Raw genomic sequence first — 23,072 nt, forward strand, 5'->3', positions numbered from 1 at the left:
TCGGCGCCTGCCAATGCTCGCAGCCCATCGGTGACAACCAGCGAGGATCGTCGGCGACTATTGGTCGCGGCGTTTTCGTTCGCCCTGCCGACCTATTATGCCCAGCTCGGTTGCCTCCGCAGCTGATCCCTCGGTTGCTTGCCTGTTCGTTGGCTTGGCTGTTTCAGCTCGGCATCCACCTTCGTCTAGTCTCCGTCTGTTCAAATGAAAGGGTGCTTGCCAAGCTTTATTTTGGGTTTTGTTTTAGTTTTCCAGTAAGCTTGGGCGTCCACCATGTTGACAGCCGAACCCGTTGATCGGGCCCGGCCGACCATACTTGGAGCATGGATACTTCAATAATCACGGCCTGTCTTGAGGCCGATCATGCTGCTGATCTGCGCAATGCTGCCCGTCGTCTGGAAGGAGTGGCACGCCATACCCTTATCGAGCAATCCGATGACCTGGGCGCTCAGATCGGACATCGCGTTCTGCTCAAGCCTGAGAATCTGCAGTTGACCGGATCCTTCAAGATCCGCGGAGCGTACAATAAAGTGGCCTCGCTGAACCAGGATGAGCTGGACCGTGGCATCGTCACCGCTTCCGCCGGTAACCATGCTCAGGGTGTGGCTTTTGCCGCACGCAGCAGGGGTGCAAAGGCCACTATCGTCATGCCCCGGATTACGCCGCCGCTGAAGGTCGATGCCACTCGGGCCTATGGTGCCGAGGTCGTCCTGCAGGGCGAGGTCTTCGATGAAAGCTCTGATTACGCCCTTGAGCTGGCGCGTGATCGCGGCATGACCTTTGTCCCGCCCTTTGATGACTACGAGGTCATCTGCGGTCAGGGGACCATCGCTATGGAGATTCTTCAGGATGTGCCCGATGTCACCGATATCGTGGTTCCGCTAGGCGGAGGCGGGCTGGGTGCCGGTGTGGCGCTCGCCGTAAAGACCTTTAAGCCTGATGTCAGAGTCATTGGAGCCACTCCGGTCGGGTCTCCGGCCTGGCGTGAATCCCTGACGGCTGGTCACGTGGTTGCAGCGGATCGAATGACCACAGCCGCCGAGGGCGTGGCCGTCAGACGTCCCGGCGATCTGAACTATGCTCTGCTCAGCCGCTATATGGATGATCTGGTCCAAGTGACTGAAAGCGACATCTCCGAAATGATCCTATTCATGCTGGAGAAGCACAAGCTGGTGGTTGAGGCAGCGGGTGCCGTCTCCCTGGCAGCCCTGGGCCAGTTGGATCTGCAGTCCGATGTCTTCCGGTCGGCCCCGGGACCGCATGTGATCGTCCCCATCATCTCAGGCGGCAACATCGACACGGTCACCATGGGTGCGCTCATTCAGCGGGGGATGATCTCCCGCGGGCGCATCATGCAGTTCGGCGTAGAGCTGCCCGATGTTCCCGGCCAGCTGGTCAAGGTGGCCACGGTTCTGGCCGATTTGCGCGCCAATGTAATCGAGCTGAACCATGATCAGTTCAAATCCTCCGGCCACTATGACAACGGCGTGCTCTTGGAGGTGACCGTGGAGACCAACGGTCCCGACCATATCACGCAGATCCTTGATACCCTGCGCAGTCGAGGCTTCCAGGTCCATCAGAACTACTGAGCGCCATGTCCCGATTGGGTCTGGTGCCCGGTGCCTGGTACCCGATGTTCTGGCGCAATGATAAACAATGATCATTGCCAGGAGAACAGTCAGAATGGCCGATGCCATCGCTGGGCTTGGCTGATGCGTCCTGCTGGTTCTTGCAGGGCACACTATGAATCTGCAGATCGTAGACCTGTCCTAGTAATCGTGCGGAGCGGTTGAGGAATCATCCCTGCCCGGCGATGGTCTTGTCGACGAGTTCGGGCAGTGCTTCTTCGATAGGTTCGTGGATGAGTCTGGTTGCCAAGGAATCGTATTGGGTCGAGCCCATATTCATGATGGTGATCGGCACGCCCGCCTGTGCTGCCACCGGCACCAGCGAAGCTGCCGGATACACTTCCAAGGTGGAGCCGATCACCCAGAACTGATCAGCCTGGCTGGCTAGCCTCATGCTCTTCTCCATGGCTCCTTCGGGCAAGGCTTGACCAAAGTAGACCACATCAGTCTTGATGATGCCGTCGCAAGGCATGTTGCCCTGGTAAGGCATGGGCTTGTGGCAGTGCGGGTCGGGCTCCTGATCAAGCTTGGCCATGATGTCGGCCGTCCGGTATGCCTGACCGCATTTCATGCAATGGGAGCTGCCGATGGTTCCGTGAAGGTTGACGATGACATCTGCGGAGTTGCCTGCTTTCTCGTGAAGGGCATCGAAGTTCTGCGTAGCCAGCAGGTTCAACATGCCTGCCTGCTCCAACTTGGCCAGTGCCTTGTGGGCTACTCCGGGCTGGGCTTTCCAGACGGGCGACTCCTTCTGCCACCGCCATGAATACTCCCGTTGCTTCCGGTCGCTCATGAACAGGTCCAGGTCATAGACGCTCATCTGATCTGGATGCTTGGTCCAAACCCCGTCAGGCCCGCGGAAATCCGGTATGCCGGCCGAGGTTGAGATGCCCGCACCGGTCAGTACTGCAATTGTTGTGCTCATATATCCGTCTTACCATTCGTCAATAGAATCCATGATCCGCCGACCAGCATGGTGCGCGAATGTGCAGCTACGTCAACATCTGTATTCGTGAAATGTGAATGACTACTGATCGAAGCTGCAAGGCGCAACACCACTCCGATGTATGGCCTGCCTTGACCGAACTCAAAAAGGACCATGCTGACACGCCGATCCCGCTGTGGCACGAACAATGCTTTGTGAATAAAATGTGCGCGTAAAGCCGTAATGGCCCACTGAGGCCCCACCACCCAGAGGCTCACGCATAAAAAGGAGCATGCAACGACACGCCGCGTGAAGACTTGTTATTGCTGGTTTTGAGGGTCTTTTCGTAAAGGCCGAGTTGCGTTTTGACTGGTTGATGGTAAGTTTGTCTCTTGCTGCTCAGCATGGCGGTTCTTCTTCCGGGTGGAGGTTGGATTGCTTGTTGGTGTGGTGGTGGTTTGAGAACTCAAGAGCGTGTTTGTGCTACTTATAGCTTTTTGATTGCCAGTCCGATGCCCGCCCGGCTGTTGTCGGGTACGTGGGAGCGTTGTGAGGGGTGTCGGGGTTTTTCGTGGGTTGGTTTCCTCCTTATGGAAGCTGGCCCGTCAATTATTGATGTGAGTCGTTTCGGCTTCTTCATGGTTTTTTGTGGAGGGTTTGATTCTGGCTCAGGATGAACGCTGGCGGCGTGCTTAACACATGCAAGTCGAACGGGATCCGCCAAGCTTGCTTGGCGGTGAGAGTGGCGAACGGGTGAGTAATACGTGACCAACCTGCCCCATGCTTCGGAATAGCTCCTGGAAACGGGTGGTAATGCCGGATGCTCCGCGCTGTCGCATGATGGCGTGGGAAAGGGTTTACCGGCATGGGATGGGGTCGCGTCCTATCAGCTTGTTGGCGGGGTGATGGCCTGCCAAGGCTTCGACGGGTAGCCGGCCTGAGAGGGCGACCGGCCACATTGGGACTGAGATACGGCCCAGACTCCTACGGGAGGCAGCAGTGGGGAATATTGCACAATGGGCGAAAGCCTGATGCAGCGACGCCGCGTGCGGGATGACGGCCTTCGGGTTGTAAACCGCTTTTGATTGGGAGCAAGCGAGAGTGAGTGTACCTTTCGAATAAGCACCGGCTAACTACGTGCCAGCAGCCGCGGTAATACGTAGGGTGCAAGCGTTATCCGGATTTATTGGGCGTAAAGAGCTCGTAGGCGGTTCGTCGCGTCTGGTGTGAAAGTCCATCGCTTAACGGTGGATCGGCGCCGGGTACGGGCGGACTGGAGTGCGGTAGGGGAGACTGGAATTCCCGGTGTAACGGTGGAATGTGTAGATATCGGGAAGAACACCGATGGCGAAGGCAGGTCTCTGGGCCGTCACTGACGCTGAGGAGCGAAAGCGTGGGGAGCGAACAGGATTAGATACCCTGGTAGTCCACGCCGTAAACGGTGGATGCTGGATGTGGGGCCCGTTCCACGGGTTCCGTGTCGGAGCTAACGCGTTAAGCATCCCGCCTGGGGAGTACGGCCGCAAGGCTAAAACTCAAAGAAATTGACGGGGGCCCGCACAAGCGGCGGAGCATGCGGATTAATTCGATGCAACGCGAAGAACCTTACCTGGGCTTGACATGTGCCGGACGGCTGCGGAGACGCGGCTTCCCTTCGGGGCCGGTTCACAGGTGGTGCATGGTCGTCGTCAGCTCGTGTCGTGAGATGTTGGGTCAAGTCCCGCAACGAGCGCAACCCTCGCCTCGTGTTGCCAGCGGGTCATGCCGGGAACTCACGGGGGACCGCCGGGGTTAACCCGGAGGAAGGTGGGGATGACGTCAGATCATCATGCCCCTTACGTCCAGGGCTTCACGCATGCTACAATGGCCGGTACAGCGGGATGCGACATGGTGACATGGAGCGGATCCCTGAAAACCGGTCTCAGTTCGGATCGGAGCCTGCAACCCGGCTCCGTGAAGGCGGAGTCGCTAGTAATCGCGGATCAGCAACGCCGCGGTGAATGCGTTCCCGGGCCTTGTACACACCGCCCGTCAAGTCATGAAAGTGGGCAGCACCCGAAGCCGGTGGCCCAACCCGTTTGGGGGGGAGCCGTCTAAGGTGAGGTCCGCGATTGGGACTAAGTCGTAACAAGGTAGCCGTACCGGAAGGTGCGGCTGGATCACCTCCTTTCTACGGAGATTATGAAATTCCTCTGCGTGGTCTGCGCGGGGGTCGTGCCTGCGGGTCCGGCTGTCTGGCCGGATGGCGTGGGCGTGCTGGCGTGGAACGGTCTTGAGGCTGTGGCATGGATGCGCTGTTGGGTTCCCGGATCGCCACCTTGTTTGGGTGGTGTTCCTGTCGCCCGTCTGGTTCCTGCGTGGGGTGTTGCCCCGTGGCGGGTCTTGGCGGCGCGCTGGTGGCTTGAGAACTGGATAGTGGACGCGAGCGGATGGCTGGCTTTGGGCTGGCTGTCTGCTGTATTGTTTCGTCCGAGCCTATGTTGTTAGTGGGTTCGGGTCGATCGTTTTGTGATCGTTTAGTGTGATGATTTGTCGTCTGGCAGTTCGCAGTTGTTGTTGTCGTGGCATGGCCTGTGGTCGTGTTGTCGGCAAGGGCGCATGGTGGATGCCTTGGCAGACAGGACCGATGAAGGACGCGTGGGGCCGCGATAGGCCTCGGGGAGCCGCCGACAGGGCTTTGATCCGAGGGTGTCCGAATGGGGTAACCCGCCGGCTGTTATGGGCCGGCACCGCATTCGTGCGGGGGGTACGCAGGGAAGTGAAACATCTCAGTACCTGCAGGAAAGGATATTCCGTGAGTAGTGGCGAGCGAAAGCGGATGATGGCCAAACCGGTGCCGTGTCAGACCCGTCGGGGGTTGCGGCATGGGTGTTGTGGGACTTGGCGTCCGGGCTCCGACGGGCCCGGCGGCAGTGATAAAGCGGCGTGTGAGGCGAACGGGATTGAATTCCCGGCCGTAGAGGGTGATGGCCCCGTAGCCGAAGCCGCGCCGCCTGCCGGTTCTTGTTCCCAAGTAGCGCGGGACTCGTGGAATCCCGTGTGAATCGGCCCCGACCGTGGGGTAAGCCTGAATATTCCTGTCTGACCGATAGCGTACGAGTACCGTGAGGGAAAGGTGAAAAGCACCCCGGGAGGGGAGTGAAAGAGTTTCTGAAACCGTGTGCCTACAATCCGTCGGAGCCTTTCGGGGTGACGGCGTGCCTATCGAAAAATGAGTCTGCGAGTCAGTGGTGCGTGGCGAGGCTAACCCGTGTGGGGCAGCCGTAGCGAAAGCGAGTCCGATAAGGGCGTTCCAGTCGCGTGTCCTGGACCCGAAGCGGGATGATCTAGCCCTGGGCAGGTTGAAGCGCGGGTAAGACCGCGTGGAGGACCGAACGGACCTGGGTTGAAAACCGGGCCGATGACCTGGGGCTAGGGGTGAAAGGCCAATCAAATTCCGTGATAGCTGGTTCTCTCCGAAATGCATTTCGGTGCAGCGTCGCGTGAGTGCCTCCATGGGGTAGAGCTACTGGATGCTTGAGGGCCCGTATCGGGTACCGACAGCAGCCAAACTCCGAATACGTGCGAGGTGTATCGCGGCAGTGAGTCGGCGGGGGATAAGCTCCGTCGTCGAGAGGGAGACAGCCCAGATCGTCGTCTAAGGTCCCTAAGCGCGTGCTAAGTGGGAAAGGATGTGGAGTCGCATAGACAGCCAGGAGGTTGGCTCAGAAGCAGCCATCCTTGAAAGAGTGCGTAACAGCTCACTGGTCTAGTGGTTCCGCGCCGATAATGTAGCGGGGCTCAAGCACGCCACCGAAGACGCGGCAGCGCAGTTTGCTGTGCTGGGTAGGAGAGCGTTCCGCGTGGGGCGAAGCGGCGGCGTGAGCCGGCCGTGGACCGCGTGGAAGTGAGAATGCAGACATGAGTAGCGAGAGGCGGGTGAGAATCCCGTCCGCTGGATGACCAAGGGTTCCGGGGCCACGTTCGTCGTCCCCGGGTGAGTCGGGTCCTAAGGCGAGGCCGACAGGCGTAGTCGAATGGATGAAGGAGTCGATATTCTCCTACCGGCGTCAAGCCGTCCAATCCAAGACGCGGAAGCATGCCCTTACCTGCTTCGGAGGCTGGTCTTCGGACCTGCCGATGTGGCGGGACCGGCGTGTGGATGCGTGGCGGGTAGCGCAGGAGTGACACGGAACGGGAGCCGGGCCGCGGTGGTGGTTATCCGTGGTCAAGCATGCGGCGCGTCGGGCAGGCAAATCCGCCCGGCATGAGCGCGAGGTGTGATGATGGGGGGTCTTGTGCCCCGAATCCGGTGTGCCGTTCCGTCGAGAAAAGCTTCGGCGTGAGGAGTGGCGCCGCCCGTACCCTAAACCGACACTGGTGGTCAGGTAGAGTATACCAAAGCGATCGAGCGAATCCTGGTCAAGGAACTCGGCAAATCACTCCCGTGCCTTCGGTATAAGGGAGGCCCCTGCCGGTGAGGCGCCTTGCGCGCGGAGCCGGTGGGGGCGGCACAGACCAGGGGGTAGCGACTGTTTACCAAAAACACAGGTGCATGCGAAGACGTAAGTCGCTGTATATGCACTGACGCCTGCCCGGTGCCGGAAGGTTAAGAGGATCCGTCATCCCCTTCGGGGGGGCAGCGGTGAATTCAAGCCCCGGTAAACGGCGGTGGTAACTATAACCATCCTAAGGTAACGAAATTCCTTGTCGGGTAAGTTCCGACCTGCACGAATGGCGTAACGACTTCCCCACTGTCTCGACCAGGAGCTCGGCGAAATTGCAGTACGAGTAAAGATGCTCGTTAAGCGCAGAAGGACGAAAAGACCCCGGGACCTTTACTATACCTTGGTATTGGCGTTAGGTGCGGACTGTGTAGCATAGGCGGGAGGCTTCGAAGCGGGTGCGCCAGCATCCGTGGAGCCGCAATGTGAAATACCGCTCTGTCCTCATCTGGCCTCTAACCTCGGCCGGTCATCCCGGCCAGGGACAGTGCCTGGCGGGTAGTTTAACTGGGGCGGTTGCCTCCCAAAGAGTAACGGAGGCGCCCAAGGGTTCCCTCAGCCCGGTTGGCAATCGGGTGTTGAGTGCAATCGCACAAGGGAGCTTGACTGCGAGACCGACGGGTCGAGCAGGGACGAAAGTCGGAGATAGTGATCCGGTGCCGGCGTACGGACGCGGCATCGCTCAACGGATAAAAGGTACCCCGGGGATAACAGGCTGATCATCCCCAAGAGTCCATATCGACGGGATGGTTTGGCACCTCGATGTCGGCTCGTCGCATCCTGGGGCTGGAGCAGGTCCCAAGGGTTCGGCCGTTCGCCGATTAAAGCGGCACGCGAGCTGGGTTCAGAACGTCGTGAGACAGTTTGGTCTCTATCCTCTGCGCTCGTTGGAATCTTGAGGAGCCCTGCCCATAGTACGAGAGGACCTGGGTGGACGAACCTCTGGTATGCCGGTTGTCGCGCCAGCGGCACGGCCGGTTGGCTACGTTCGGATGGGATAACCGCTGAAAGCATCTAAGCGGGAAGCCCCCTCCAAGATAAGGATTCCATGAAGCCCTACGGCTTCTGAAGACCCCATGCAGAACACATGGTCGATAGACCGGACGTGGACACCCCGCAAGGGGCGAAGCCGACCGGCACTAATGGTCGAAGACAACACAACAACCCGCCCCCGTAAGGGGCGGCGGCATCAACCCTGCTGCGCATCCTGCCTGCGGCAATGAGCACGAACATTCGCAGGCGATCGAAACGAAACACGCGTCCGCCATCCGGTCCCCAAGCCGCCGGAAACCCCGATCCTTGCAAGGGATCGGCAGAATTGAAGATTCGCGGCGGTCATGGCCTGGGGGAGACGCCCGGTCCCATTCCGAACCCGGAAGCTAAGACCCAGCACGGCAATGGTACTGCACCCGGAAGAGTGTGGGAGAGTAGCACACCGCCGCCACAACACCTAACAAAGGCCTCTGATGACACCCGTCACCAGAGGCCTTTCCACTTATGTCTCGCGCCCTATACTCTCTTTAGGCTCGCACTCGACAATGGCTGCCTCCCGGCACAAAGCATCAGGGGAAATAATAGACCACGGTTAGGCTGAGCATGAGAGATTATCCTGTACTTGTCTGCAATTGAAGATTTGAAGACACTAATGCGGTGCTTATGCTGATTTTATCGTCTGTCGTTTATGGTCCAGGACATCTAGAATGAGTAGCAACCGAATCAGGTACGCAAACAACTATGCGAAGAAAGCTGATGAGCATGGGCAAAAGAGTCATTCTTGTAGGAGCTACCGGCAGAGTAGGCGCTTTGACCTGCGAAGATCTGGTCAAAGCCGGCCACGAAGTGGTGGCCTGCGCACGAGGAGCCTCGCGGATTCCGGTCAGTCAGCAGGTGGAGCCCTTGACCTTGGACCTGCATGACCCGCTCTCCAAAGTCACCGACGCATTCCGCAAATCGCATGCTGAGGTTGTCGTCTTCACCGCAGGCTCGCGAGGCAAAGACATCAACCAGATCGACGCCTTGGGGGCTCTAAAAACCATAGAGGCGGCAAAAGCGGTAGGCATCACCAGGTATGTCATGCTGGGAGCCATGTATGCAGCAGACTGGCTGCGTTGGGAGCAGCCGCAGGTCAAACCAGCAATCGATGCTCTCGCTGACTATTACGTGACCAAGAACATGGCCGACCAGTACCTGATCAGTTCGGAACTGGACTACACCATCATCGAGCCGGGCAGTCTCACCGAGCAGGAGGGAACAGGGACCATTCAGGTAGAGCCAGATGGGCCTGGACCAATACCGATCGCCGACGTGGCACAATGCCTGGCTGACTGCGTCGACCTTCCCAAGACCTCAGGCAGGATCTACAACATCATCAAGGGCCGCACGCCCATCAGGCAGGCCCTAACCGCAAGCAGTGATTGAAACCCACCACGCTCCTTAAGAGAAGCGTCCGCCGACAGACTATGGCGTGTCTGCACTGCAGCGGGAATGGTACCTTGGTTGCAAGGCTTGCAGCTGTTGATCGCGCGCTGGAACGCGTTGCAGTGATCCTGCCGAAGGCGTGGATGGTTTGGAAGCAAGGCGCATCTTAAGGAGGTCGTTGATGAATATCACCAATTTTCGTGATTTGGGAGGCATGCGGACCATTCACGGCCGCCAGGTTCGTCCCTGCAAGTTCATCAGATCTGGGCAGCTGGTGGGTCTGGATGAGCAGACCAAACAAGAGCTCGTCAATCGTTACCAGGTGACGCAGGTTGTAGATTTCCGCAGGCCTTTCGAGATAGAGGAGAGCCCAGACGATCGGATCGAAGGCTTGACCTTCACCAATATCGATCTGCTTGAGCAAAGCGGCACCAACAGTGCCAGCTTGGACGATTTCGCCTCGTTGGGTTCGGCTGACCAGGTCAACGGCCACATGCTGAATGTCTACCATGATCTCGTCATGAGTCATGCGGCCCAGCAGGGATATGGGAAGTTCCTGCGTATCGTCGTAGAGAACGTCCACGGGGCGACCCTTTTCCACTGTTTCGCCGGCAAGGATCGCACTGGATTCGCTGCGGCCCTGGTCCTCTGGCTGCTGGAGGTAGACGATGACCAGGTGTTTGCGGACTATCTGAAGACCAACGAGGAGCGGGTCGAGGCCAACAAGCAATTGCTGGACCAATTCCGCGCACAAGGCTTCGATCAGGATTCGTTGGATGCGCTGCAGATTGCCCTCTGCGTCAGGAAGGAATACCTGGCTCATGCCCAACAAGCCATGATCGACGCCTACGGGGACGTCTTTACCTATGCGCGGCAGGCTCTGGGGTTCGGGTCAGACCAAGTAGATGCTCTGCGCCGCAATCTATTGGAATAGACATATAAGGTTGGATAAGCGGGGGCTTCACCATGGTCCCCGCTTGGTATATCTAAACTGACTGTCTTTCAAACACGCTGTTTCCAAGCTATGAACTGTCACCGTCTTACACCTGCCGGAAAATTCTGTCTTCTTCCTTCCTTGTTTATTGAGTTCGTACTTGGGCGATGATGAATAGTTTCTCGGGCATGGAAAGTCGTTGGACAAAGTGTCAGCCACGACCTTCGCCCCAGGCGACCATATTCTTCTTGAATCCGGGACTACCTGGCAGGGGCAGATACGCCCGAAAGGGGATGGGAACGACACGGGAAAATCGCCCTGGATTTCTATCCCTGCCAGACGGGTGGGCCTGCCTCGTATAAGGCGGCATGACGGCCTGTCATCAACGGCGGTGGGACTTATGGCTCGGGCTCCTTTAAAGGTATGTGCCAGGTGCGGTGCAGCTGACCAACCTGGAATACTGGACCATCAGGAACCTTGAAGTCACCAATGCCCCGGAACAGAACGACCGTGAGGGCTATAAGGAGTACGGTGACGCCCAGAGAGTCGGAATACTCCTGCTGGGGTTCTGGCAAGCTCTGGGATATCGGGTCCTTGGCTGATCAAGCGGCCACGGTAGAGCGAGGCTCAAGTGAGGCTTTGGGCGCCAAGCCTGGAACCTCGTCCAAGGCCACTGGCGACAAATGCCCATTCTGTGTCTCTTGTTCAAACAACCTTGCTCTGAAGCTGAAGAATTCGTCTTCAACCTCCTGCAACCGTCGTTTTCGGTCCAGGTCGATCCCTCCGCCTGTCCCGGTCAGACTGCCAGATCGAGAAGGCCAAATTACGGGTCTACCTGTTCAGGTTCGACATCAATAACAGCGCGGGGGCAGCGTAGTGGAACGGTTGAACAATATTGCTTTCTACATTGACGTATACAGGGCCGATTCGGGCTGGGGTCAGAGCATCCTTACCTGGGCCAACGGTCCTCTCAATACCGAGATGACCGAAGCCAACGATCAGCCACTGGCGGATTCGATGCTTTCTCGGTAGAGGGGGCCAAGCAGGCCTATGCAGACTTCCGGAGCGGCCTGTTGACCGTGCCCGCTGGGCATGAGTAAGCCTACCGATAAACACAGTCTGGCACTGTAGCTGCTTATTGCCGATATCTATATCAACTTCGGTGCAGAACGTTTCGGCTACCGCAAAGCCCGGGCAGGTTCCGGATTTGCAGGAAGAGGTCATGGCTGGCTATTCCGAGGGAAAGTTCATGCGGAAGACTGTGGATTGGACGGTCGACACGGCCTTGCAGACTCACGACGGCGTGTGTACAGTGCAGCAAAAGCTACAGAGCGATACCACCATGGTAAAAGCCCAGGCCAAAGTCGAGTCCGATCCGATACGTCCTTCGAATCCCTATCCGCCATGGATAAGTCTGTTGGACCGGCGCGGCAGGAGCTGGGAATGTCCACGGCGGTCAAGGCCGACCTGGCATCGGGGAAACAGGCGGATTCACCCTGGCTGGCTGGGATGATGGTCCCTCCAACGACACGGAGAACAGCACCCCCAGCGCCTATCACTTCCTCGGCGGGGTCAGCCTGCCTATGGGTGTCAGCAATCCCTCGAATCTGAAGCCCATTCAGGAGATCCGTACCTATCCCAGGTCTGAATCGGTCGAGCTGAAGATGCAGCGACCCGAGGTAATTCAGGACAGGAATACGCAAATTTCCTCCAGGGTCCTCACTGCAGCTCCCTTCCCGGTTCCGGATGACTGGAGCAAGGAGATCAGCTGGACCGTTGACCAAGGAGTTTCAAGGCGACCGTTATGGCTGAAACTCTCCGCTGTCGACCAGAGCGGGCAGATCCGGACCGATCAGGACATGCCCCTTGGGATGTACAGGATCACAGCATCCAGTTTCCGGATTGCGGCAGTTGCCGCAACTGTTGAGATTCATGTGGCGTCCCAGGCTGATGCTGCTTTTCTGACGCAGAAGATGAATCAGGCTAAGGCCGTCAAGCCTTCTGCGGGCCACCAGTTCACGGTTGCCAGCTCAACTGCATTGAGGACTGCGCTTGCCAATGCGGAACGGGGCATCGGCGATCCTGATGCTCTGCAGACCGAAGCTGACCAGGCTTTTGGCCAACCTGGGCGCAGGTCTTCTGGAGCTGCGAGAGGAGCCTTTGGCCGCGGATGGCGGTGCAGGCCATACCTCTGGCGCACCCATCAGCCTTGTCGTCCAGGTCATGGTCGGAAGGAGTCAGCCAATTCTTCATCGGACACCGGGAATACGGTCCTCAGCGCAACCGGCGCTTCAGTCCGTCCTGCCATTATGATCACCCTGGCTTTGCTTATGGCCGGCGCAGCGATCGCGGTTGCGGTTGTCCTGAGGCGTAGACACAACACTGATGAGCGCGAATCGTAGGGGTGCGACGATAGGATTGCATCAATTGGATTTCTAAGGAAAAACATGAAATATATGAATATTGGGGTCTCGGGCGTAAAAGCCTCTCGCGTAGCCCTGGGAGCCATGCGGATTAATGTCAAGTCGCCCGAAGAGGCCGCCGAGATTGTGCAGACGGCCCTGAAGGCGGGCATCGATTATTTCGATACGGCCGATTGCTATCACAACGGCGAGAGCAGCAGGGTGCTAGGTCGGGCCCTGAAGGATCTCGGCGTTGACAGGTCCAGTATCGGCATCCAGACCAAGGTCGGCATCTTCCGTGATCTGGACAGCGATGAAATCACGAGGTATGACTTCTCTGCCAAGCACCTGATTGCGGCTGTTGATCAGGAGCTGGAGAACCTCCAGACGGATTACGTCGATTACGTGCTCCTGCATAGGCCGGATACCTTGGTCGAGTTGGACCAGCTGGCGGAGGTCTTCAACACAATGCAGACCGCGGGGAAGGTTCGCCACTTCGGTGTCAGCAACGTCAATCCCATGCAGGTCGAGCTCCTCCAGAGCGGAGTCAGTCAGAGACTGGACGTCAACCAGATTCAGTTCGGGCTGGGGCATACCGGCATGATCCAGCAGGAATTCCATGTCAATATGATTGACGGGCCCAGCCTGGACCATGATGGGGGGCTGATCTCCTTCTCCCGGCTGAAACAGATGACCATCCAGGCATGGAGTCCCTTCCAGACGGGGTTCTTCGAGGGGGTCTTCATTGACAACCCCAAGTTCCCGGAGCTGAATGACTGCCTGGAGAAGGTGGCCAGGAAGTACGGTGTCAGCAAGAGCGCCATCGCTGTGGCTTGGATTCTTCGTCATCCTGCCGACATGCAGGTTCTGCTGGGGTCCATGACGCCCTCCCGTATTACCGAGATGGCTGCCGGAGCCGACGTGGAACTGACCGCCCAGGAGTGGTACGATCTCTACCTGTCTGCCGGGAACGACCTCCCTTAAGGCGATTCCAGCAGGCCAAGAGGTTCAGCATCAAGGTATTCCATGCATTATTTCACTCCCAAACGATGTGCCAGCACCTCAAAAATCATGTATCACGACAAGGCGAAAGCATTGCGGGCTGCTGATCAAAGTCTGATGGAGCGGGGTGCCCGGCTCTGGGTGTACCGCTGCCAGTATTGCGGTGCCTGGCATCTGACCAGCCATGAGCCGGGTTCATATGCCCGGGTGCCCTTCAACCAGCAGTTGAAACCGCACTCGCGGAAGAAGGGGTATAAGCCCAGGCATATGAAATGAGGAAGCTTCCGACCGCGATGATGCTGGCCGGTCATCGACTCATATCGAAGCCCTGTGCCTGGATGGATGGGAGCATGGGTTCATGGCCGTCTTTGGGACTGCAGGACTTGTCGGCGATGATCTGACTAAAGGACTTGCGCGGGGCGTCCATGTGGCGTAGATCCCGGTAGTAGAGTCTGACCGTTTCGTCAAAGTCCTTGAGGGCCTGATTCGCCTCACCGGGCCTGTCGGACTGGCCATAGGAGTTGATGAATATCTGCGCGGGTCGGGGCATGCGGGGCTTCATGAACGGATTCTGGTCGGGATGGCCAATGGCCAGGCCCAACACCGGGTAGACCAGGCGGGGCAGGTCAAGCAGATTGATCAGTCCTTCTACGTCGTTGACGACGCTGCCCAGTATGACGGCCCCCAGGCCCAGTGAGTCGGCGGCCGTCTCCATGGCATGCAGGGCGAGCACGGCGTCATTCTGGGATTGCAGGAAGGCGTACCCTGTATTGAGTATGAACGAGTCCGCATCGATATCGACGCCTTCTTGTCGGGCCAGGTCAGCATTGCGGCGCTGGTCTGCGAGGAAGATATAGAGAAGGGGTGCCTGGGACACGTAACCTTGATGCGCCATGTCGGCGATGGCCCGTGCCTTGTCGGAATCGGTGATGCGGATGGCGGACCATTCATTGAAGTACCGGCTAGTGGCGGCATGTTGGGCCGTCTCCTCCAGAATGGCAACCGTGTCAGGGTCTATTGCCTCATTGGTAAAGGCGCGGATAGTCCGGCGGTTAAGCAGCGTGCTGATGGTCTGGTTGGAGACGGTGCTCTCGGATTCGGCGGATTGACCGCCCTTCCCGGTTTCACCGGGGGATTGAATTGCAATAGTCATGGTGTCATTGTGACCATTGTAGGCAGGTGGACACAAGAACTGAGAAGATAATCTTGCTCTGAGAATAGTGACATAAATCCAATTGAGCGCAAGTATTCCTAGTGGCTCTGCTCTGATTGGAGGACGATGCGCCCAATCGCGGGAGCCGCCCGTGCACTTGCTTTCGTATGTGTTTGGCGGGCAGATTTGCGGCAGCCTGGTTAGCGCTGCCTACTTATGGCGCCTGTCGATCAGGGCCTGTGACCCGCGTTCAATCAGACCAGAAGCAAGCGTTGTCACAGCTGCAGAAAGCACTGCAAAGAGCAGCCCCGCCGTTGCGCTCTCTTGATCGCTCTCTTCGGTGTCCATGCCACCATTGCGCTTGCGTACCAGGCTGCCCCAGAACGCTTGGAAGAGCTTGCCGGCCACCAGCCCTGCGATGCTGGGAAGCGCGAACTTCAACGCCTTGTCCATAAGAGTCTCAGGATCAGATTCGACTGAAGAACGCATTTGACTCACCTTTTCATCTATTCGACTGAATGCGCTGACCAATTGGTCGGCCTGATTGCCCAGTTCCTGTTTTGCCATGTCCATATGGCCATTATTCCACGGTCCCCAGCCCTAATGCCGCTCACTCGTGCATGATAAAATCATGGCCATGGTACTTGCAGCGTTTGCATCAGGCAAGGATGCCTCTGACAATGGATATGCCGTACTTCTACGTCACGGGCAGACCGCGTGGAGCGAAACGGGTCAGTACACCGGCAGGACGAATCTTCCTCTGACTGCTGAGGGCAGGAACCAGGCAAAGGCAGCAGGCGAGCGTTTGGCAAGTGCTTTTCCAGAGGGATTCGATCCCGAATTTATTTTTTCCAGTCCCCTTCAGAGAGCCCAGGAAACGGCTCATTTGGCTGGATTTAATCAGCTTACTGATATGCCTGAGATCATGGAGTGGGATTATGGCCGCGCTGAAGGGCACCGACCAGCGCAGGTAAGTACAGCAATGAGGAGGGGTTGGCGTCTTTGGGCCGACGGCCCCCAGGCCTTACGTCGCTGCCCGGTCCAGGACTGGGAGACTGAACTGCCCTCTGGCGAGCATATCAAGGTCCATGTCACAGAGGGGGAAACCCTCAATCAAGTGGCCCGTCGCGCACGTAAGGTTGTTGATCAGATCGAGCCGGTTGTCCGTGCTGGCGGGCACGTTCTTCTAGTTGCCCATGCACATGTTTTGCGCATTCTGGTTACCCAGTGGCTGGATCTGGATCCGGACAAGGCTCAGCTTTTGCGTATGGATACAGCTCACTATGGTGTTCTAAGCATCTACCAGAATCAGCGTGTTCTCAAGCAATGGAATGTTTGAATCAGCATGTTCAGGAGTCGCTGACCGCCACGTGGATTGCTCTCTTGCGCTTGAACTGATATAGCTCCCCACCTCTTGAGATGCTGTGTTATGTATTGATCGCAGGCGATGTTGCTTGAATCATAAGCAGTTTGGTCATGCACGAAGTCCATTATTATTCAGCGCTTGCTGTTCAAACGCGAATACCGGCTGCATGTTCATAGAGTCCCTTGTTTCTTGCATTTGCAAACGTTCTACTATAATTTCTATTTTGCCTTTTGTGAGAAGGATATTTTCTCTGTAATAAGCGATTTTATAAAATGCCATCGTTTGCTTTTTTGGCATTTTCATGCATAATGAAATTGATGAAGCGAAAAGGCAGCAGGCAGGTTCAGACACCTGTTTGGCTGCTCCCAAAAGAAAGGCCTGATATGTAGGTGGTCGGATTCAAAGGTTATGGGATTCTGGCGGATGTGTATGTTCGTTGAAACATGCTGATCTAGACTGTCGGTTTTTCGTATCTAGATGACAATATCAGTATCGAAGAAGCATTGAAAATTGTGTGCACGGAAGTTCATGCGACTTTTAATTCTTGCCAATCGCCCTGCGCGGATCTGTGAAGATATATTCCTTAGCAGCTCTGACCTGTTGACTTCGGTCAGCAGTATTTGGACGATTTAGAGACACTGATTCATATCTCAATGAGGAGTATGGCTAAGAATGATTTCAATGGCCGGGAAAGCAGTCAAGAGATGGTGGGCGCTATTTGCCTTGCCTACTTTTATCGCTTTCATCATAGGTTTTATAGTTCCATTCCTGATGGGTGTGTATTTAAGCTTTACCAGATTCAGCACCGTAACCGATTCTCAGTGGGTTGGCCTGAGGAACTATGCAGCAGTCTTCAGCGACCCTGACTTTATTCATGCACTTTGGTATACGGTGCTTTTTACCATTGTCACAACGGTTGTTGTTAATGTCGCTTCTTTCGCGATTGCCTATATGCTGACGCGCGGCATTAAAGGATCCAACCTATTCAGATCCGTCTTTTTCATGCCTAATCTTATTGGCGGCATTGTTCTGGGCTATATTTGGCTGCTCCTGCTTAATGGAGTTCTGCAGACGTGGGGCAAGTCGATCACTTTCTCTGGAACATATGGATTCTGGGGGATGGTTCTTCTCGTTTGCTGGCAGCAAATCGGCTATATGATGATCATCTACATCGCTGGCATACAGACCCTGCCTGGCGATTTAATCGAGGCGGCAGCTGTTGATGGCGCCAACAGATGGCAGACCCTTTCCAAGGTCATTATCCCGTTGATGATGCCTTCTATTACCGTTTGCACTTTTTTGACGGTTACCAACGGGTTCAAGATGTTCGATCAGAATCTGGCACTGACCAATGGCGCCCCGTCCAATAGTTCTGAGCTGCTTGCATTGAATATTTACAGAACCTTCTATGGCCGTGCGGGCTTTGAAGGCATCGGGCAGGCAAAGGCAGTGGTCTTCTTCTTGATCGTGGCAGTCATTGCATTGGTGCAAAACAAGATCACGACCAGCCGGGAGGTAGAGGCATGAAAGCGCAGAACAAACATAACTGGCTATGGACCCTCCTGTTTGCCGCCATCTCCTTGGTTTGGATTTTCCCCATTGTTCTGGTATTCATCAATTCCTTTAAGCAAAAAGCCTATATCTCCAGAAATGCTTTCTCCATACCCAAGGGCAGAGCTTTTGTCGGCTTGGAGAATTATCGCACAGGAATCGAGCAGACCAATTTGTTCGTAAGCTTCGGCTGGACCATTGTGGTCACTGTGGGCGCTGTCTTATTGATTCTTGTTTGTACCTCAATGTGCGCCTGGTGGATCGTCCGAGTGAACAACTGGGCTGCTAAAACCTTATATACGCTGTTTCTGCTGAACATGATCGTGCCGTTCCAAATGGTGATGTTCACACTCTCCAAACTGGCTGACATGCTCGGGTTCAATACGCCTTGGGGATTGTGGTTCATCTATTTGGGTTTTGGAGCGGGGTTAGCTGTCTTCATGTTTACGGGAGTGGTAAAAGGGATTCCCAAGGAGCTTGAAGAGTCAGCCATGATTGATGGGGCCAGCGTTCCGCGGATCTTCTTCAGTATCGTTGTCCCTATAATGAGACCATCCATAATTTCGGTTGCCATCCTTGAGGCAATGTGGATTTGGAACGACTTCCTGCTTCCGTATCTGACTCTTGATATAAGCAAATACAAGACGATGAGTATTGCCATCCAATACCTCAGAGGCGGCTATGGCAGTGTAGACATGGGCGCCATGATGGCCTGTCTGGTCTTGGCTATCATCCCAATCCTTCTCTTCTATCTGCTCTGTCAGAAGTACATCATCAAGGGTGTTTTAGCTGGTGCGGTAAAGGGCTGACCTGTCAGAAAGCCAGCCCTTGCTTCCCCCCGTTGTATCTGCAGGCTCGGCGTGGTCGCAGTCCTCTGATCGTCAGAAGCGTATCGCGCAGGCCTTCACATTCCTGAATGGCTGCTGAAGCTGTCATGAAAACCAAGTCGTAATAGCGACTGAAAAAGAAAGATAGGAAAGAACAATGCAAAAAGTTCGGCAAATCATCATCACTGCCGTCGCTGCATCGTTGTGCGTAGGCATGACGACCGCCTGCGGCTCTGGCAGCGGATCATCCGATAAAAATGCAGACGGCAAGGTCTATTACCTCAATAAGAAACCGGAACATGCCAAGTACTGGGAGAAACTTGCTAAGCAGTTCCAGAAGGAGACAGGGATCGAGACAAAAATCACGACGAGTCCCAATTACGATGAGACGCTTCGATCAGAGATTGCCAAGAGTGATGCACCGACCATGTTTCAGGTGGATGGTCCGCCGAATCTTGAGCAGTGGAAAAAGTACGGCACCGATCTTTCCGACACCAAGGGGTACAAGGAGCTTACTGACAGCAAGTTGGCTCTGAAGGCTGATGACAAGCCGGTGGCGCTTCCATTTGCCATTGATGCATACGGGCTGATCTACAACAAGTCAATTCTGAACAAGTACTTCAAGTCATCGTGGGCAAGCGTGAAGTCTGTGTCCAAACTCAACAATTTCGAAGCGTTGAAGACCGTTGCCGATGAAGTACAGAAGCATAAGGATGACCTCGGCATCAAGGGAGCCTTTACTTCAGCAGGCATGGACGATACATCGGGGTACCGATTTAATTATCATCTGCCCAGTGGCCCTCTTTTCTACGAATACAAGGACAACAACTGGGATATGAACACGACCGTTCCCGCTGTGAAAGGCACCTATGCACCGAACATGAAGAAGATCTGGGATCTGTATATTCATGATTCGACCGTTCCCGTGTCGGCCATTTCGGGTAAATCCATGTCAGACGCCACTTCTGAGTTTGCTCTTGGAGAGGCGTTGTTCCTCCAGAGCGGCACCTGGTCATATACCGACATCTCCGGCCAGAGCGTCGAGGATTCAGATATCGGTGTTTTGCCTATCTATCTCGATGTGAAAGGAGAAGAGGAGCAGGGTCTGAATACTGTCACCAGCAATTATTGGGTTGTGAATTCCAAGGCTCCAAAAGCCAACCAGAAAGCAACCAAGAAATTCATTGATTGGTTGATTACCTCTGATGCTGCCAGGACTTCCATTTCTCAGGACATGGGCTTCCTTACGCCGTTCAAGACGTTCTCTGACAAGAAGTACGCTCCCAAGAATCCGATCTATACCGAATATACGAAGCTGAAAAAGGAAGGAAAGTACGACGTGTACGGCGTCTGTGCAGTGACGCCCTCCCACCAATGGCAGAAGGATCTGGGAAACGCAATGCTAAATTATGCACAAGGAACGGGTGACTGGGATGCCGTTCAAAAAGTGTTCAGCGACGATTGGGCCAAGGAATATAACCTGGTCTACAAGCAGTAAGGCCTGAATGACGGTGTCTCGCAGAGCCTACCGGGCTGCGTGGCACCGCTGAGCCTGTCTATCCGCCTCTAGTGCTTCTTCAGCGGTGTGAGAACAGCTGTGGGTTATTGCCCGTCTGCTTGCCCAGTTCCGCTAGTGCATGGTTGAAGCCGGACAGGGGAGGATGTAAAAATGGTGCCTGCCCAATTTTATTGGGCAGGCACCATTCGTTTGTATGGGTTGGGTTTACGATTGCTGAGCCCGAGTCAACACCTCGGTAAGGGCGCTAAGCACGGCTTGCGGTATCAGCGGGCTGGCTCCGGTTTCTTGGTCGCGCCCCGAGATCTTGTCTACTTCGCCTACCGACATGAGCGAAGCCAGGGAACCGTCTTTTTCGGCTTTGATGATGCAATAGGCTTCCTCTAAGGTGGTATAAGCGATTTGAGCATCACGCAGTACGGCGAATGACTCGCTCACTACCGATTTGGAAGCCACGATGACGGGCCTGTCCTTGGAGGGAAGAATGCATATGGTTGATGCTGCGGGAATCTTCTTCACAGAGATGGACAGCGTCTCGGTTGTCTCGTCGTAGTCGATTGCAGCTGCGCGATCATTGCCGTCAACCGTCACCCTGCATGTGCCTTTAGCGACGCCCCTGAACCTGATGGTCCAGTTACGTTCGGCCGGCAATGCCGCAAGATTCCCTTGGGCGCCTGCTATGCTCAGCTCTGTCAATTCACCGTCTTCATCCGACCATGACGAAGTAATTGACGTAGACGCGACATCGGATGCTTGCGGATTTTTGCATCCGGAGTCTTCAAGCATGGTGAAGTGGTTGCTGGCGCCTGGGAAGACCAGGATATCCAGATCAGCCGGATTGTCGGTGTCGTTGATGCTGCCGTCATCCGTCTGCAGCTTTTGCATGGGGACGATCGCTCCCGCTTTGGCAAAGACCGGCATGCGATCCAGTCCGCGCCAGACCTGCATGTATCGGCCTTGTGCCGACCCGGCCTCATACTTCGCGCCATCAAAGAAATCGAACCATGTTCCTTGGGGGAACCAGACATCAGTGTGGGCCTTCTGTACATCATGGCTCTGTGGCTCAGTGATGGGCGAGACCAAGAGTTCGCTGCCGAACATATACTGATTCTTGACCTTGTAAGCGGCTGGGGCTTCTGGATTATCCCAATACATCGGCTCCGCGATGGGCAGCCCCTCGATGGCGGCTCTCCAGTTCATGGTGTACAGATAAGGAATTAGACGGTGCCTAAGCCGCAGTGCCCGTATCATCGATTGCATGATTTCAGGGTGATAATTCCAAGGCTCCTTGCTGTTGAAACTCGAATCTGTCGAATGAAGCCGGTTGATGGGGCTGAAAACCCCCAGCTGATACCAGCGAGCTTCGAGTTCCTCATCACGGTAGCCGAACATGTGCCCGCCTATATCGTGGCTCCACCACCCATATCCGATGTTGCTGGCCGTTGCAGTGAAGTATGGCTGGAAGTTGAGCGATTTCCACGAAATGACCGTATCGCCAGAGAAGCCGATAGGATATCTGTGTGAACCGGGTCCCGCATATCTTGAGAAGGTCAGAGCTCGGGTTCCTCTGCGCGAGGAGTCAAGGTAATGCAGATAATTGAGAATCCATAAGGGATCCAGACCTTTTTGCCTCGTTACCCCACCCTGTTGCCAATCCAGCCACCAGAAATCGACGCCCTCATCTTCGAGGTCATGATGCAAATCAAGATAGGCGTGAACAAAGTCGGGATCGGTCAGGTCGAAATCGATGGTCTTCTCGTTTTTGGGGTCCAGCCCCATCGACTTGGCGGCCTTGGCGTAGCCCTGCTCGAAAGGCCGGATGCCATCTCGTGGGTGTACGTTCAAGGTTGTTCGAATGTTTCGTTTATGGAGCTCTTTCAGGAAACCGGCATGGTCGGGGAAGAGCTCCTGATTCCATGTGTACCCGGTCCAACCGGATCCGTACTTGGAATCAATATCCGTCAGGTGCCAGTCCATGTCGAGCACTCCGACTGCAAACGGGATGCCCTCGGCGTTAAATCGATCCATAAGTTCGAGATATTCATCCGCCGAGTATGGATAATATCTGCTCCACCAATTGCCTAGAGCGAAACGCGGGATTAGAGGCGTTGGGCCGCATAGCCGGTAGAAATCCTGGACAGCCTGCTTGTATTGATGTCCGTATCCGAATATGTACAGGTCGACATTGGGGTTGGACCTTGGGCGGATTGTGCCAAATGGACTCGTTGAGGATTCCGACGATTGCGTACGGGGGATGACTTCATTGCTCCTGGAATCATCGAGTATGGCCCACCCGTCGAAGGAGACGACTCCTGGATCGAGCGGTGCCTCGCCATTGACTCCATCAAGGGTTCGTCTGGTACCAAGTAGGTTGCCTTCCTGAGCGTCCTGATAATGCCAGGTGTTGTTGTGCGTGATAGGAACGTTTTTGACGGTTACGCTCAGCCCCTCCTTGCTGAAAGGCTTTTTGTCGTATACCAGATGCATCGTGGCGGTATCCACAATCAGTCTGTCGCCTTCGACGGTGGAAGTGTAATGAGGCTTGGCATCCCAATTGCGGTTCACGACTATTTGGGTCATCTCATCTTCGAAGTTACCGGAATCAGACCATTCAAGTCGCAGTAGGGAATCAGTGATGATACCTATCCGCCAATGCTGTCCGGTGATAGTCGAATCGGGATCCATCAGGGGATGGAAGGACGAACGACGTGACATGCAATGCTCCTTTGCTCAGCAGGTTGTATATATCTGTCATCTCTCAGCATACTATGCAAACATATTCATAGCATAGTAAGGCTTTAATTAGGCATAATTGGTAGATATAATGCTAACGTTTGCTATATAAGTCGTCTTCTCACTGACAAGA

Annotated in this window: 16 protein-coding genes and 3 rRNA genes; 14 read left to right on the top strand and 5 right to left on the bottom strand. The window is 55.6% G+C overall.

The window, feature by feature from the left end:
- The first annotated feature begins 323 nt into the window (after nt 1-323).
- Nucleotides 324-1,589 carry a threonine ammonia-lyase gene (gene ilvA, locus ACUIAD_RS03305; protein ID WP_445343672.1) on the top strand — a complete coding sequence of 422 codons (1,266 nt, stop codon included), beginning with the start codon at nt 324-326 and terminating at the stop codon, nt 1,587-1,589.
- Nucleotides 1,590-1,797: 208 nt separating this feature from the next.
- On the opposite strand, the gene ACUIAD_RS03310 is transcribed toward ilvA, so the two are convergent.
- Nucleotides 1,798-2,553, bottom strand: a complete 756-nt coding sequence (locus ACUIAD_RS03310; RefSeq protein ID WP_445343673.1) for a Sir2 family NAD-dependent protein deacetylase — start codon at nt 2,551-2,553, stop codon at nt 1,798-1,800.
- A gap of 645 nt (nt 2,554-3,198) precedes the next feature.
- Here ACUIAD_RS03310 and ACUIAD_RS03315 point away from each other — a divergent pair.
- From ACUIAD_RS03315 to ACUIAD_RS03355, 9 genes are all read left to right on the top strand, one after another.
- Nucleotides 3,199-4,723: ribosomal RNA gene (locus ACUIAD_RS03315) — 16S ribosomal RNA — on the top strand.
- 408 nt (nt 4,724-5,131) lie between these two features.
- Nucleotides 5,132-8,199: ribosomal RNA gene (locus tag ACUIAD_RS03320) — 23S ribosomal RNA — on the top strand.
- Nucleotides 8,200-8,364: 165 nt separating this feature from the next.
- A 5S ribosomal RNA gene (gene rrf, locus ACUIAD_RS03325) occupies nt 8,365-8,481 on the top strand.
- The 16S, 23S and 5S rRNA genes sit together here, the layout of an rRNA operon.
- 305 nt (nt 8,482-8,786) lie before the next feature.
- Nucleotides 8,787-9,455, top strand: a complete 669-nt coding sequence (locus tag ACUIAD_RS03330; RefSeq protein ID WP_445343674.1) for an SDR family oxidoreductase — start codon at nt 8,787-8,789, stop codon at nt 9,453-9,455.
- 181 nt (nt 9,456-9,636) lie between these two features.
- Nucleotides 9,637-10,389, top strand: a complete 753-nt coding sequence (locus ACUIAD_RS03335; RefSeq protein ID WP_445343675.1) for a tyrosine-protein phosphatase — start codon at nt 9,637-9,639, stop codon at nt 10,387-10,389.
- A 437-nt stretch (nt 10,390-10,826) separates the two neighbouring features.
- Nucleotides 10,827-10,991, top strand: a complete 165-nt coding sequence (locus tag ACUIAD_RS03340; RefSeq protein ID WP_181414377.1) for a hypothetical protein — start codon at nt 10,827-10,829, stop codon at nt 10,989-10,991.
- A 981-nt stretch (nt 10,992-11,972) separates the two neighbouring features.
- Nucleotides 11,973-12,791 (top strand): hypothetical protein, encoded by an 819-nt coding sequence (locus ACUIAD_RS03345; protein WP_445343676.1) that lies wholly within the window; start codon nt 11,973-11,975, stop codon nt 12,789-12,791.
- 45 nt (nt 12,792-12,836) lie between these two features.
- Entirely contained in the window at nt 12,837-13,775 is a 939-nt protein-coding gene (locus ACUIAD_RS03350) for an aldo/keto reductase (protein ID WP_445343677.1), read from the top strand.
- Between the two features lie 42 nt (nt 13,776-13,817).
- Nucleotides 13,818-14,069, top strand: a complete 252-nt coding sequence (locus tag ACUIAD_RS03355) for a hypothetical protein (RefSeq protein ID WP_110451533.1) — start codon at nt 13,818-13,820, stop codon at nt 14,067-14,069.
- A 31-nt stretch (nt 14,070-14,100) separates the two neighbouring features.
- Here the strand turns inward: ACUIAD_RS03355 and ACUIAD_RS03360 are convergent, their stop codons facing one another.
- Nucleotides 14,101-14,946: a nitroreductase family protein gene (locus tag ACUIAD_RS03360; RefSeq protein ID WP_445343678.1), complete on the bottom strand. Its 846-nt coding sequence runs from the start codon at nt 14,944-14,946 to the stop codon at nt 14,101-14,103.
- A gap of 210 nt (nt 14,947-15,156) precedes the next feature.
- Entirely contained in the window at nt 15,157-15,435 is a 279-nt protein-coding gene (locus ACUIAD_RS03365; protein WP_445343679.1) for a DUF4235 domain-containing protein, read from the bottom strand.
- Between the two features lie 148 nt (nt 15,436-15,583).
- Here ACUIAD_RS03365 and ACUIAD_RS03370 point away from each other — a divergent pair, with 148 nt between their 5' ends.
- Nucleotides 15,584-16,285, top strand: coding sequence for a histidine phosphatase family protein (locus ACUIAD_RS03370; protein ID WP_445343788.1), 702 nt, complete (start codon nt 15,584-15,586; stop codon nt 16,283-16,285).
- 135 nt (nt 16,286-16,420) lie between these two features.
- Here ACUIAD_RS03370 and ACUIAD_RS03375 read toward each other — a convergent pair whose 3' ends face one another.
- A complete protein-coding gene (locus tag ACUIAD_RS03375; RefSeq protein ID WP_146208591.1) occupies nt 16,421-16,663 on the bottom strand; it encodes a hypothetical protein in 243 nt (80 codons plus the stop codon).
- 321 nt (nt 16,664-16,984) lie between these two features.
- On the opposite strand from ACUIAD_RS03375, the gene ACUIAD_RS03380 reads away from it, so the two are divergent.
- The 3 genes from ACUIAD_RS03380 to ACUIAD_RS03390 all read left to right on the top strand — a co-directional run bounded on the left by ACUIAD_RS03380 (nt 16,985) and on the right by ACUIAD_RS03390 (nt 20,188).
- On the top strand, nt 16,985-17,839 hold the full coding sequence (locus ACUIAD_RS03380) for a carbohydrate ABC transporter permease (RefSeq protein WP_110451537.1): 855 nt from the start codon (nt 16,985-16,987) through the stop codon (nt 17,837-17,839).
- On the top strand, nt 17,836-18,672 hold the full coding sequence (locus ACUIAD_RS03385; protein ID WP_110451538.1) for a carbohydrate ABC transporter permease: 837 nt from the start codon (nt 17,836-17,838) through the stop codon (nt 18,670-18,672). The genes ACUIAD_RS03380 and ACUIAD_RS03385 overlap by 4 nt, the downstream gene beginning before the upstream one ends.
- Nucleotides 18,673-18,847: 175 nt before the next feature.
- Nucleotides 18,848-20,188 (top strand): ABC transporter substrate-binding protein, encoded by a 1,341-nt coding sequence (locus ACUIAD_RS03390; RefSeq protein WP_110451539.1) that lies wholly within the window; start codon nt 18,848-18,850, stop codon nt 20,186-20,188.
- 225 nt (nt 20,189-20,413) lie between these two features.
- Here the strand turns inward: ACUIAD_RS03390 and ACUIAD_RS03395 are convergent, their stop codons facing one another.
- A complete protein-coding gene (locus ACUIAD_RS03395) occupies nt 20,414-22,921 on the bottom strand; it encodes a TIM-barrel domain-containing protein (protein ID WP_445343680.1) in 2,508 nt (835 codons plus the stop codon).
- Nucleotides 22,922-23,072 lie beyond the last annotated feature (151 nt).

The organism is Bifidobacterium sp. ESL0819 (genome assembly GCF_052606245.1).

Coding starts and splice junctions, on each gene's coding strand:
- ACUIAD_RS03350 (WP_445343677.1), top strand. CDS start 12,837: ATGAAATATATGAATATTGGGGTCTCGGGCGTAAAAGCCTCTCGCGTA.
- ACUIAD_RS03330 (WP_445343674.1), top strand. CDS start 8,787: ATGAGCATGGGCAAAAGAGTCATTCTTGTAGGAGCTACCGGCAGAGTA.
- ACUIAD_RS03355 (WP_110451533.1), top strand. CDS start 13,818: ATGCATTATTTCACTCCCAAACGATGTGCCAGCACCTCAAAAATCATG.
- ACUIAD_RS03360 (WP_445343678.1), bottom strand. CDS start 14,946: ATGACTATTGCAATTCAATCCCCCGGTGAAACCGGGAAGGGCGGTCAA.
- ACUIAD_RS03385 (WP_110451538.1), top strand. CDS start 17,836: ATGAAAGCGCAGAACAAACATAACTGGCTATGGACCCTCCTGTTTGCC.
- ACUIAD_RS03365 (WP_445343679.1), bottom strand. CDS start 15,435: ATGCGTTCTTCAGTCGAATCTGATCCTGAGACTCTTATGGACAAGGCG.
- ACUIAD_RS03390 (WP_110451539.1), top strand. CDS start 18,848: ATGCAAAAAGTTCGGCAAATCATCATCACTGCCGTCGCTGCATCGTTG.
- ACUIAD_RS03395 (WP_445343680.1), bottom strand. CDS start 22,921: ATGTCACGTCGTTCGTCCTTCCATCCCCTGATGGATCCCGATTCGACT.
- ACUIAD_RS03380 (WP_110451537.1), top strand. CDS start 16,985: ATGATTTCAATGGCCGGGAAAGCAGTCAAGAGATGGTGGGCGCTATTT.
- ACUIAD_RS03335 (WP_445343675.1), top strand. CDS start 9,637: ATGAATATCACCAATTTTCGTGATTTGGGAGGCATGCGGACCATTCAC.
- ilvA (WP_445343672.1), top strand. CDS start 324: ATGGATACTTCAATAATCACGGCCTGTCTTGAGGCCGATCATGCTGCT.
- ACUIAD_RS03345 (WP_445343676.1), top strand. CDS start 11,973: ATGGGTGTCAGCAATCCCTCGAATCTGAAGCCCATTCAGGAGATCCGT.
- ACUIAD_RS03370 (WP_445343788.1), top strand. CDS start 15,584: ATGGTACTTGCAGCGTTTGCATCAGGCAAGGATGCCTCTGACAATGGA.
- ACUIAD_RS03310 (WP_445343673.1), bottom strand. CDS start 2,553: ATGAGCACAACAATTGCAGTACTGACCGGTGCGGGCATCTCAACCTCG.